The sequence below is a fragment of the Oceanibacterium hippocampi genome (assembly GCF_900172325.1).
Classification (GTDB): Bacteria; Pseudomonadota; Alphaproteobacteria; order Sneathiellales; family Sneathiellaceae; genus Oceanibacterium; species Oceanibacterium hippocampi.
Window position 1 is genome coordinate 1,679,133 of the sequence record NZ_FWFR01000001.1, and the last position, 12,181, is coordinate 1,691,313.

Annotated in this window: 10 protein-coding genes; 8 read left to right on the top strand and 2 right to left on the bottom strand. The window is 68.8% G+C overall.

Annotated features, from left to right (window positions below):
• The 5 genes from OCH7691_RS07900 (at position 1) to OCH7691_RS07920 (ending at position 5,337) form a co-directional block, all read left to right on the top strand.
• Positions 1–936 (top strand): ABC transporter permease, encoded by a 936-nt coding sequence (locus OCH7691_RS07900; RefSeq protein WP_085882796.1) that lies wholly within the window; start codon positions 1–3, stop codon positions 934–936.
• Positions 937–952: 16 nt separating this feature from the next.
• Complete coding sequence (locus tag OCH7691_RS07905; RefSeq protein ID WP_085882797.1) at positions 953–1,966, top strand: ABC transporter ATP-binding protein; 1,014 nt, start codon at positions 953–955, stop codon at positions 1,964–1,966.
• A gap of 49 nt (positions 1,967–2,015) precedes the next feature.
• Positions 2,016–3,020 carry an ABC transporter ATP-binding protein gene (locus tag OCH7691_RS07910; protein WP_085883562.1) on the top strand — a complete coding sequence of 335 codons (1,005 nt, stop codon included), beginning with the start codon at positions 2,016–2,018 and terminating at the stop codon, positions 3,018–3,020.
• Positions 3,021–3,200: 180 nt separating this feature from the next.
• On the top strand, positions 3,201–4,370 hold the full coding sequence (locus OCH7691_RS07915) for a M20 aminoacylase family protein (protein WP_085882798.1): 1,170 nt from the start codon (positions 3,201–3,203) through the stop codon (positions 4,368–4,370).
• 148 nt (positions 4,371–4,518) lie between these two features.
• Entirely contained in the window at positions 4,519–5,337 is an 819-nt protein-coding gene (locus OCH7691_RS07920) for an MBL fold metallo-hydrolase (protein WP_217807858.1), read from the top strand.
• 27 nt (positions 5,338–5,364) lie between these two features.
• Here the strand turns inward: OCH7691_RS07920 and OCH7691_RS07925 are convergent, their stop codons facing one another.
• A complete protein-coding gene (locus OCH7691_RS07925) occupies positions 5,365–5,781 on the bottom strand; it encodes a hypothetical protein (RefSeq protein ID WP_085882800.1) in 417 nt (138 codons plus the stop codon).
• A gap of 177 nt (positions 5,782–5,958) precedes the next feature.
• On the opposite strand from OCH7691_RS07925, the gene OCH7691_RS07930 reads away from it, so the two are divergent.
• Entirely contained in the window at positions 5,959–6,552 is a 594-nt protein-coding gene (locus OCH7691_RS07930; RefSeq protein WP_085882801.1) for a histidine phosphatase family protein, read from the top strand.
• 12 nt (positions 6,553–6,564) lie between these two features.
• Here the strand turns inward: OCH7691_RS07930 and OCH7691_RS07935 are convergent, their stop codons facing one another.
• Positions 6,565–8,082 carry an alkaline phosphatase family protein gene (locus tag OCH7691_RS07935; protein WP_217807859.1) on the bottom strand — a complete coding sequence of 506 codons (1,518 nt, stop codon included), beginning with the start codon at positions 8,080–8,082 and terminating at the stop codon, positions 6,565–6,567.
• Positions 8,083–8,189: 107 nt separating this feature from the next.
• On the opposite strand from OCH7691_RS07935, the gene OCH7691_RS07940 reads away from it, so the two are divergent.
• Together OCH7691_RS07940 and OCH7691_RS07945 are read left to right on the top strand one after the other, a co-directional pair.
• Positions 8,190–8,642: a MarR family winged helix-turn-helix transcriptional regulator gene (locus OCH7691_RS07940; protein WP_085882803.1), complete on the top strand. Its 453-nt coding sequence runs from the start codon at positions 8,190–8,192 to the stop codon at positions 8,640–8,642.
• A gap of 63 nt (positions 8,643–8,705) precedes the next feature.
• Positions 8,706–12,107: an FAD-dependent oxidoreductase gene (locus tag OCH7691_RS07945; protein ID WP_085882804.1), complete on the top strand. Its 3,402-nt coding sequence runs from the start codon at positions 8,706–8,708 to the stop codon at positions 12,105–12,107.
• Positions 12,108–12,181 lie beyond the last annotated feature (74 nt).

Consider the following 12,181-nt stretch of genomic DNA (forward strand, 5'->3'; position numbering starts at 1 on the left):
ATGTCCGACACCACGAGCCGGATTTCCGACAATATCGACCGCTTCTTCGACAGCGACGTCTGGTGGAGCTTCAAGTCGTCAAAGGTGACCATCGGGGCGGCGATCGTGACCGTCCTGATCATCATCACGGCGATCTTCGCGCACTGGGTGGCACCGCAGAATCCGTTCGATCCCGCCCAGCTCGACCTTCTCGATTCCTCGCTGCCGCCGGTCTGGTATGCCGACGGCACCTGGAAGTACATGCTCGGCACCGACGACCAGGGCCGCGATATCCTCTCGGCGCTGCTTTACGGCTCGCGGATCTCGCTGATGGTCGGCGGGGCGAGCGTGGTCGCCGCCGCCCTGATCGGGGTCACGCTCGGGCTGCTCGCCGGCTATCTCGGCGGTTCGGTCGACAGCCTGATCATGCGCGTCGCCGACGTGCAGATGTCGTTCCCGGCGATCCTGGTGGCGCTGCTGATCGACGGCGTCGCCCGCGGCCTGCTGCCGAACGAACGCCATGACGAACTGGCGATATGGGTGCTGATCATCGCCATCTCGCTGTCGACCTGGGTGCCGTTCGCGCGAACCGTTCGCGGCTCGACGATGGTCGAGAAGAACCGCGAATATGTCCAGGCGGCGCGCGTCATCGGCCGCCGGCCGGTCGCCATCATGCTGCATCACGTGCTGCCGAACGTGATGGGGCCGGTGCTGGTGATCGCCACCATCGGCCTTGCCACCGCGATCCTGACCGAGGCGGCGCTGTCGTTCCTCGGCGTCGGCGTGCCGCCGACCTCGCCGTCGCTCGGCACGCTGATCCAGATCGGCAACAACTTCCTGTTCTCCGGCGAATGGTGGATGGTGGTGTTTCCCGGCATCCAGCTCGCGGTCCTGGTGCTGGCGGTCAACCTGCTCGGCGACTGGCTGCGCGACGCCCTCAATCCGAAGCTCCGCTGACTTTTTCGAGGTTCATGTGACCGCAAGCGACGAGCCATCCGACCGACCGCTTCTCGAGGTCCGCAACCTGCGGATCGAGTTCCCGACGCGTCGCGGCACGCTGGTCGCGGTCGATGACATCTCCTTCGCGATCGCGCCCGGCGAGGTGCTGGGCGTGGTCGGCGAGTCCGGTGCCGGCAAGTCGCTGACCGGGGCGGCGATCATCGGCCTGCTGGAGCCGCCGGGGCGGATTGGCGCGGGCGAGATCCTGCTCGAGGGCGAGCGCATCGACAAGCTGCCCTATGAGGAACTGCGGAAGATCCGGGGCAAGCGGATCGGCACCATCTTCCAGGACCCGCTGACCAGCCTGAATCCGCTCTACACGGTCGGCGAGCAGCTCATCGAGACGATCCGCACGCACCTGCCGCTTGGCGAGACGGAGGCCCGGGCGCGGGCCGTGAATCTGCTGGAGGAGGTCGGAATCCCGGCCGCGGACGAGCGTATCGATCATTACCCGCACCAGTTCTCCGGCGGCATGCGACAGCGCGTGGTGATCGCGCTGGCGCTCTGCGCCGAACCCCGGATGGTCGTCGCCGACGAACCGACGACGGCGCTCGACGTGTCGATCCAGGCGCAGATCATCAGCCTGATCAAGCGGCTCTGCCGCGAGAACGGGACGGCAGTCATGCTGGTCACCCACGACATGGGGGTGATCGCCGAGACCGCGGACCGGGTCGCCGTGATGTATGCCGGGCGGATCGCCGAGATCGGGCCGGTCACCGAGGTCGTGAAGCACGCCAAGCATCCCTACACGCACGGGCTGATGGGATCGATCCCGGCGATCGGCCACGATGTCGACGCGCTGACCCAGATCGACGGCTCGATGCCCCGGCTGAACGAGATCCCGACCGGCTGTGCGTTCAACCCGCGCTGCCCGAAGGCGTTCGACCGCTGCCGGGTCGAGCGGCCGAGCCTGATGCCGGCCGGGCGGAGCTCGGTCGCCTGCTGGCTCTACGAGGACGAGGCGAAGGAGGCCGCTCACGGTGGCTGAAGCAACGATCGCGGCGGAAAAGCCCGCGGAGGCCGGCAACGGGAACGACATGTTGCTCGAGGTCGACGGCCTGGTGCGGCATTTCGACGTCTCGCCGCCCTTCCTGAACCGGGTCCTGGAACGCACCGGGCGACGCATCGTCCGCGCTGTCGAGGGCGTCAGCTTCTCGATCCGGCGCGGCGAGACCTTCTCGCTGGTCGGTGAATCGGGCTGCGGCAAGTCGACCGTGGCGCGCCTCGTCGTCGGGCTGTATCCACCGTCGGCCGGGACGCTCCAGTTCGAGGGCGTGGACATCTCGAGCCCGCGGGCGCGGCGCGAGAATCCGACCATCCAGTCGCGCATGCAGATGATCTTCCAGGATCCCTATGCATCGCTCAACCCGCGCTGGCGGGTCGCCGACATTGTCGCCGAACCGATCCGGGTGCACCGGAAAGGCGTGTCGCGGACCGACGTGCTGGCCCGCGTCGGCGAGCTGCTGCGCCAGGTCGGCCTGTCGGCGTCGGACGGCGAGAAGTTTCCGCACGAATTCTCCGGCGGCCAGCGCCAGCGGATCTCGATCGCCCGGGCGCTCGCCGGCGAGCCGGAATTCCTGGTCTGCGACGAACCGACCTCCGCTCTCGATGTCTCGGTCCAGGCGCAGATCCTGAACCTGATGAAGCGGCTGCAGAAGCGGCTCGGGCTGACCTACCTGTTCATCAGCCACGACCTGGCCGTGGTCTATCATGTCTCCACGATCGTCGGCGTGATGTATCTCGGCCGGCTCGTCGAGTGGGGCCCGACGAAGGAGCTTTTCGGGGCGCCGCGCCACCCCTATACGCGCATGCTGCTCGACGCGATCCCGGACCTCGAGATGAGCGGCCGGGCCCGCATTCCGGTCGCCGGCGAGGTGCCGAGCCCGATCGATCCGCCGCCCGGCTGCGCCTTCCATCCGCGCTGCCCGTTGGCCAGCGACCGCTGCCGCCAGGAAGTCCCGAAAGCGGTAGGCAGCGCCACCGCCGCGGTCGCCTGCCACGCCGTCGAGGAAGGCCGCCTGCCGCCTTGGCACGGCGCATAGAACGTTTCCCGTCATAGTTCGGGCGACCACGCGCGGGCCCCTGTCCCGGGGGCGCCGCCGCCGAGGCGTTTGCACCGGCGGAGCGGCAGTTTTGCGCTTACGCGATGGACAGCGCGAAGGAACCACCGGTATGCTTCCCGCATCCGCACGTTGCGTCGCAGGTCAGAAGGAATCCCCCACATGTCGGTCATCGAGAAGGTCGAGCATCTCGTTCCCGAGATCACGGAATGGCGCCACCGCATTCATCAGCATCCTGAAACCGCGTTCGAGGAGCACAACACCGCCGACCTGGTGGCGGAGAAGCTCGAGAGTTTCGGCCTGGAGGTCCATCGCGGCCTCGGCCGGACCGGTGTGGTCGGCACGCTGCGCGCCGGCGGCGGCAACCGGGCGATCGGTCTCCGCGCCGATCTCGACGCGCTCGACCTGCAGGAGATGAACGATTTCGCCCACAAGTCGCGGATCGACGGCAAGATGCATGCCTGCGGCCATGACGGCCATACCGCGATGCTGCTGGGCGCGGCGAAGCATCTCTCGGAGACGAAGAATTTCGACGGCATCGTCCATTTCATCTTCCAGCCGGCCGAGGAGAATGTCGCCGGCGGCCGGGAGATGATCAAGGACGGCCTGTTCGAGAAGTTCCCGGTCGAATCGGTCTTCGGGCTGCACAACATGCCGGGTCTCGAGGTCGGCAAGATCGCCATGCGCACCGGGCCGTTCATGGCGGCGGCGGATTTCTTCCATGCCCGCATCGTCGGCAACGGCGGCCACGGCGCCTTTCCCCATCTCGCCACCGATCCGGTGGTGATCGCCGCCGCGATCGTGCAGGCTTGGCAGTCGCTGGTCAGCCGCAACACCGATCCGATGAAGTCGGCGGTGATCAGCGTCACCCAGATCCATGGTGGCCACACCACCAACGTGATCCCGAACGAGGTCGAGCTGTCCGGCACGACCCGGTCCTTCGAGCCGGCCGTGCAGGACATGATCGAGAGCGGCATGAAGCGGATCGCCGAGGGCATCGCGGCGGCGCACGGGGCGCGCGCCGAATTCACCTACGACCGGCGCTATGCCTCGCTGATCAATTCCCCGGACGAGACCGTTATGGCGGCCGAGGCGGCGGCCCATGTCGTCGGCGCGGACAATGTCGACACCAATGCCACCGCGGTCATGGGGGCGGAGGATTTCGCCTGGATGCTGCGCGAACGGCCGGGCTGCTACGTCTTCCTCGGCAACGGCGCCGGGGAAGGTTCCTGCCACGTCCACAATCCGGGCTACGACTTCAATGACAAGGCGATCGCGACCGGGGTCAGCTACTGGACCCGTCTGGTCGAACAGATCCTCCCGGCCGCCTGAGGACGGGCATCTCGGAAAAGGGGGCTGGAATCGCGAAGGGTGATCCCGGTCACGGCGGTCGGGGACAATCGTCCCTATATTCGATCGGCTATGGAAAACTGGCCGAGTGCGGCCTCGCGGCGGAGGAGGTCGCAAACCGGATATGAGCATGACGATACGATTCTGGGGGGTGCGCGGTTCGATCGCGACGCCGTCTCCGCGCCATGTCCGCTATGGCGGCAACACCTCCTGCGTCGAGGTGTCGATCGGCGACGAGACGATCATCTTCGATTCCGGAACCGGGATCCGGCCGCTCGGGCACTCGATCCGCAAGCGGGGCATCAACCGGGCCCATCTGCTGCTCTCGCATTGTCACTGGGATCATATCAACGGCTTCCCCTTCTTCTCGCCGGCCTTCCATCCGGGCTTCGACTTCCATGTCATGGCCGGCCACCTGTCGGAACAGGGCGGCATCCGCTCGGTGCTGTCGCAGCAGATGTCGCACCCGGTCTTCCCGGTGCCGATCGAGATCATGAAGGCGCAGATGGCGTTCGAGGATTTCCGCGCCGCGGACAGCTTCACCCTGGCGCCGGGCATCAGGATCCGCACCGCGCCGCTCAACCACCCGGACCGCGCGACCGGGTACCGCATCGAGCATGGCGGCAAGTCGTTCTGCTACGTCACCGATACCGAGCACCGGCCGGAGGGGCCGGACCAGGCGATCCTCGGCCTGATCGAGGGCGCCGATCTCGTGGTCTACGATTCCACCTATACCGATGACGAGTACCCGAAATTCGTCGGCTGGGGTCATTCCACCTGGCAGGAGGGGGTGCGGCTCTGCCGGGCCGCCAACGTCAAGCGGCTCGCCATCTTCCACCACGACCCGGAACATACCGACGACGTCATGGACAGGATCGCCGCCGACGCGGCGGTGGAATGGCAGAACGCCTTCGTCTCGCGCGAGGACATGATCGTCACCCTGGACTGAGCGGTCCGGCCGAAGCCGGCCTTGCGCTCAGGCGGCGCGGCGCCGGCGGGACCTGCCGCCGCCCGGGACGTTCCGGTTCGAGGGCGTGCCGGGACCGGACGGCGAGCCGAGGTTGGCCGCGCCGGCGCTGTGGGCCGGGCTGGGTTGCGGCGCCTGCCGGGCCGGCGCCATCAGGCGGGGCACCAGCAGCCAGCAGAGCACCAGGGCAACGCCCGCGGTCACCAGGTCGGCCGTCCAGCCGGTTTCGGCGGAGAGGTCGAGGGCGAAGCTGCCGAGGAAGGCGAGGCCGAAGCAGATCATGCTGACGATCGCCAGCACGACGGCAATCGACAGGCTCTCGATACGGGTCCAGGGGGCGGGCGCCGGACGGCGATACTGGCCATAGGCCCAGGCGAACAGGATGGCGGTGGCGGCAAGCAGGCCAATACCGATGGCGGCGTTCATCGGGTCTCTCCCGAAGCAGGACGCAGCGACACGGCGGCGCGGCCCCCGCGCCTGCCGGTCATGCGCGGATAACCGGATATGTGGGTGCGCCGGAACGGGGAAGAAGTGGACGGCGAGAATAATTTCCGCCATCGGTGATACGGGCATCAGGCTGGGCGGCAAGGCAGGGGGACAGGCATGAATTCGACACTGGAGAATGGCGGCGCGGCCGGCGAAAACGGCTGGCGCCGGCTTTACCTGGTGCGTCACGGTGCGGCGGCGGCGAAGTTCGACAAGGACCCCGATCCGGGCCTGTCGTCGCTCGGCCACGATCAGGCGGCGGCGATGGCGGCGGATTTCCGGGATCACGCACCGCTGCCGCTGTTCGTCTCGCCGCTGCGCCGGGCCGCTGAAACCGCGGCGGCGCTTGCCCGGGTCTGGCAGGTCGAGGCGGTGACCGAACCGGCACTGGCCGAGGTTCCGGCCCCGGTTGCCGGCGTCCGCGAACGGGGCCCCTGGCTCGAGGCCTTTCTCGGCCAGAACTGGGCCGGACAGCCGGCCGCCCTGCACGCCTGGCGCGAGGCGCTGCGCACGCGCCTGCTGCGGGCGCCCGCCGACTGCGTCATGGTCAGCCATTTCGTGCCGATCAACGCCGCGGTCGGCATGGCGACGGCTGACGACCGGGTGACCTGTTTCCGCCCGGATACCGCCTCGGTCACGGTGCTGGAAACCGACGGCCGAAGCCTCCGCCTCGTCGCCCTCGGCCGCGAGCTCGCCGGCAAGGTGCTCTGAACCGCCGGCGGGTCAGTCGCCGCTGCGCTCGCCGGGATCGGACACCGGGCCGTCATGGGCGAGCTTGATGTGCGTGAGGGTGCGTTCGTCGTTGCCCATCCGCCAGGTCAGCATGGCCTGCGCATAGTCCAGCACACGCTGCGCCATCGCCGGGTCGCCGGCCCGGTCGGTGAGTTCGCCCGGGTCGCTCTCCAGGTCGAAGAAGAGCGGCGGCAGGGCGCGGAAATGCACGTATTTGCCGCGCTCGTCCCGGATCACGTTGAACAGGCAATCGTCGCCCTGGAGGCCGAGCGCGCGCTCGGCGAGGTGGAGCTCCGGATCGCGGAAATCGCATTCGAAATGGACGTAGCGGCGCCAGTCTTCGGGCGTCCGGTTCTCGAGGAAGGGACGGAGCGAGCGTCCGTCGCATTGCCGCGGGATCCCGCGGCCGAGCAGGTCGAGGATCGTCGGCATGATGTCGACAGACTCGGTGAAGCGGTCGACGACGCGGCCGCGTGCCGGGTCGGCCTCGCGCCGCGGATCGCGGACGATCAGCGGGATGTGATAGGTGGCGTCGAACCAGCCGACCTTGCCGAGCAGCCAGTGGTCGCCGGCGAGCTCGCCATGGTCCGAGGTAAAGACGATCAGCGTCTCGGCGTCCTGGCCGCTTGCCTCCAGCGCGGCGAAGATCCGGGCGAGCTGGTCGTCGACCTGGCTCATCAGGCCGTAGTAGGTGGCGCGGATCTGAGCGGTATGGCCGAGGTCGGCGCCGTAGCCGTGATAGCCCTGCTTCAGGCACCAGGCGAGCCAGGGATGGATCGCTGCCTCCGCCTCGGCGCTTTCCCGACGCACCGGCGGCGGCGCGTCGGCGGGATCGTACATCGCGTGATAGGGCGCGGGCGCGCGGTAGGGCGGATGCGGGCGGAGAAAGCTCAGGTGCAGGAACCACGGCTTCTCGTCGCGGTCGCGAAGCCAGTCGAGCGCCCGCTCGGCGACGAAGGTCGTCTCGCTATGCTCGACCGGGAAACGCGTCGGCGGCCAGGTCGGGCCGCGCGTGACGACGTCCGCGTCGTCGGCCGGGCGATAGATCTGCAGGTGATTGTCGGGGAGCGCATAGCCCAGTTCGGCCAGGTGGTCGAACCAGTCGCCGCCATAGTCGGCCGTGTCGAGCAGATGGTCGAAGCCCGGCAGCGGGTTCTCGTAGGTCCTGAGACGGGGATCGCCGGGCGCGAGCCCGCGCGGGTCCGGGCTGGTATCGGTATAGCCGAACAGGGCCGGGCGATAGCCGGCGGCGCGGGCCTCCAGCGCGAGGTTGGTGAAGCGGGCGTCGAGCGGCGTGCCGTTGATGCCGGAACGGTGGTTCTGCAGATACATCCCGGTCAACAGGCTGGCCCGGCTTGGCCCGCAGGGGACACACTGGGCGTAATGGTTTCGGAACAGCACGCCTCCGGCGGCGAGGCGATCGAGGGCCGGCGTCCGCAGGCAGGGATGACCGAGTGCCGACAGGCAGTCGCCGCGCCATTGATCGGCCGTGATCAGCAGAATGTTCATGTCGCCTTCCATCGTTCCCCGGCCGCGGCCACTGCCCGGCCGGCCGATCGCGGGTGCCTTTCCGAGAGCGGTTCATTGCCCGCCGCACATGTGCTAAATCTTGGCCCATGCTTGCACCAGGCGAAACCGTCGACGACGACGCAGTCAGCGATTACCGGCTCGAGAAGCAGGTCGGCCATCTCCTCAGGCGCGCCCATCAGCGCGCGACGTCGATCTTTCTGGACGGTCTCGGTGACGGGCAGGTGACACCGACGCAATATGCCGCGCTGGTCCGCCTGGCCGAGCAGGACGATCTGTCGCAGAATCATCTCGGCCGCCTCACGGCGATGGACCCGGCGACGGCGCAGGGTGTGATCCGTCGTCTGGGCGATCGTGGCCTGATCGAGACGCGGCGCGATCCGGACGACCGGCGCCGCACCCGGATCCGGCTGACCGATGCCGGGCGCCGACTGGTCGCCGAACTGATCCCGCGTGGCGCCGAGGTCAGCGCACGTACGCTGGAACCGCTCGACGCGGCCGAGCAGCGGCTTTTTCTCAAGTTCCTGGAGCGGCTGTGCTGAGACCGGGTTTCGTAACGACGGGAGAGAGGAGGCGGCGATACCTGCCGTCTTCCCTTGGGGATCATGACTGAGCCGCGGCTCGGCTACGCTGTCGGTTTCCGCGATCTCTACGCCCGCGACGGGCTTGTCCGAATTGATGAGGCCTTCCTCGCCGAACTGGCCGGGGCCGCGCCCGATCTGCATGCCCGGCTGCTGGCCGCGCGCGCCGCGCCCGATGCCCTGGATGCCCGCGCGACCTCCGACCTCCTGGTCGCGCTCGCCCCGCCGCTCGAGGACTTTCTCGGCACCCTGTTCGGGATCGGCGCGGCGATCGCCGAGCTTGCCGGCGAACACAAGGCGCTGGAGCCGGTTTTCCGCTGCCGTCGGCTGTTCGTGCAGCGCCGGGCGCCGAAACTGGCCCAGGGTGCCGCCGTACCCGACGAGGACGCCCTCGCGGCGCTGCTCGGCGGCCCGTTCGACGAGCGCCGTTTCGCTGCCCGGGTCCTCGAATGGATGGACGACGAGCCGGCCCACGGGGCGGCGCTTGCCGCCGCCGCGGCCTACTCGGAATGGGCTACCGGAAGCGAAGAGGGCAGGGCCCGCCATCACGGCAGCGTGCTGTTCCACAAACCCCGGAAGACCGACCCGGAACACCTGGTGGACCTGGTCGCCGACGGCAGCGAGGGCTTCACCTGCTTCCGCGCCCCCTCCGACCATCTGCGGCGCCGGGAAGGCTTCGATTTCGATCCGCACGACACCGATCTCGCCGGCGCCCTCGGCGAGGCGCACTACTGCATCTGGTGTCACAACCAGGAGAAGGATTCCTGCTCGAAGGGGTTGCGGCTCAAGGCGGCCGAAGGGGACGAGGGACCGCGCTTCCGGCAGAGCCATTTCGGGGTGCCGCTGACCGGCTGCCCGCTGGAAGAGAAGATCTCCGAGATGAACTGGCTGAAGGCCGAGGGCGTGCCGGTCGGCGCCCTGGCCGTGGTCTGCGTCGACAATCCGCTCTGCGCCGCGACCGGCCACAGGATCTGCAACGACTGCGCCAAGGCCTGCGTCTACCAGAAGCAGGATCCGGTCGATATCCCGCGCATCGAGACCCGGGTCCTCAACGACGTGCTGGCGCTGCCCTACGGCTTCGAGATCTATTCGCTGCTGACCCGCTGGAACCCGCTGAATTTCGCGCGCCCGCTGCCGCGCCCGGAAAGCGGCCGCCGGGTGCTCGTCGTCGGCCTCGGGCCGGCCGGCATGAATCTCGCCCATCACCTGCTGAACGACGGCCACCAGGTGGTCGCCGTCGACGCCCTGAAGATCGAGCCGCTCGAGCCGCGCCTGTCGGGGCGGAACCCGGACGGTAGCCGCACCGCGTTCGAGGCCGTGCGGGAGATCGCCGGGCTGCGCGAGCCGCTCGGCAAGCGTGTCGCCGCGGGTTTCGGCGGGCTCTCGGAATATGGAATCACGATCCGCTGGGACAAGAACTTCCTGACCGTGCTGCGCCTTCTGCTGGAGCGCCGCACGCGTTTCTCGATGTTCGGTTCGGTGCGCTTCGGCGGCGTGCTCGATGCCGACGGCGCCTTCGGCCTCGGCTTCGACCATATCGCGCTCTCGGTCGGCGCCGGCCATCCGAAGGTGCTCGACATTCCGAACGGCCTGGCGCCGGGCGTCTCGACCTCGACGGACTTCCTGATGTCGCTGCAGCTTGCCGGCGCGATGCGGGCCGATTCGCTGGAGAATGTGCCGGTGCGCCTGCCGGTCCTGGTGATCGGCGGCGGGCTGACCGCGATCGATGCGGCGACCGAGGCGCTCGCCTTCTACCCGCTGCAGGTCGAACGCTTCTATGCCCGCTACGAGGCGCTGACCGAGGAACTCGGCGAAGCCCGGGTCCGGGGCGCCTGGTCGCATGGCGATGCCGCCCTGGCCGACGAGATGATCGCCCATGCCCGCGCCATCGCCGCCGAGCGGGCCTGGGCCGCGAAGGAGGGGCGGGCACCCGATATTCTCTCGCTGCTGCAATCCTGGGGCGGATCGAAGATCGTCTATCGCAAGCGGCTGATCGACGCGCCTGCCTACACGCTCAATCACGAAGAGGTCGAGAACGCGCTCGGCGAGGGCATAGGCTTCGCCGAATGCCTGTCGCCGGTTGCCTTTGAAACGGATTCGAGTGGTCGGATCGCGGCGGCCATGTTCGAGCGCCAGCGCCGGGACGAGGCCGGGGAGTGGCACGGCGACGGACAGGCGACGCTGGCCGCCGGAACCGTCGTGGTTGCCACCGGCACACGGGCCAACGTCAAGCTCGGCGAGGAGGATCCGGAGCATTTCCCGATCGACGGCCGTTATTTCCAGACCATCGACGAGTCCGGCCGAACGGTTCATCCGGAGCCGCTGCCGAAGCCCAGGGACGCGGCGGTGCTGCTCAACCGCTACGCCGACGGCCGCTGCGTCAGCTTCTTCGGCGATGCCCATCCCTCGTTCGCCGGAAATGTCGTGCGCGCGATGGCGAGCGCCAAGAAGGGGGCTCCGGTCATCTCGCGGGCGCTCGACGAGGTCGCGCCGGCAAGCGATCTGCCGATCGAGGCCTTCGTCGCCGCGCTCCGGTCGCGTCTCGCGGCCCGGCTGCACGCGATCGCGCGGGCGGACGGCGTCGTCCTGCTGACCGTCCATGCGCCGGAGCTTGCGCGCCGCCATCGGCCAGGCTTCCGTTACAAGCTGCAGCGGCTGGCCCGCTTCGCCCCGGTCGAGAACGATACCCGTCTGGTGCGCGACATGACCGCGGCCGTCGGCGCCGGGGCCGATGCCGAGGCCGGCCGTCTCTACCTGGCGGTCGCCGATGACGTTGCCGGCTCGCTGCTCGCCCGGACGCTGTCGCCCGGCGACATGCTCGCGGTCATGGGGCCGAGCGGCGAGGCACTGGACCCGGGGGCGGGCGAGCGGGTGCTGATGATCGGCCAGGGCTTCGTCCAGGCGGCGCTGATCGGGTACGCCGGGCGTGTCGCGGCGACCGGCGGGCGGGCCGATTACCTGGCTTTCCACGGGACCGAATCCTCGCCCGTCGAGACCGCGTTGCGGGCCGAGGCGGCGAACGCCGAGGCCGTGGCCGACATGGCGGAATTGGGGCGGATCGATTTCGCTGCCTACGACCGGGTGATCGTGGCCGCGCCGGTGCCCACGCTGGTCGCGCTGCAGGCGCGGCTCGCCGGAGAGGGACTGCCGGGCTTGCGTCCCGGTACGCCGGTCGTCGCCGCGCTCGACGCGCCGATGCAATGCATGATCAAGGAGGTCTGCGGGCGCTGCCTGCAGAGCCGGGTCGATCCGGAAAGCGGCCGTCGGGAAAATTTCTTCGCCTGCGCCGAGCCGAACCAGGCGCTCGCCGCCGTCGATTTCGCCCTGCTGGCTGCCCGTCGGGACGCCGATTCCGTGTCCGGGCGGATCAACGCGCTGTGGCTCGACCATTGCCTGAACCGCGAAGAGGCGGCGACGGTGGCCTGACTCCGGCGGCCGTCCAGAGCCTCTTGACGAGGCCCCCGCCATGGGTTCAATATTTGTATGTATACAAACAAAAA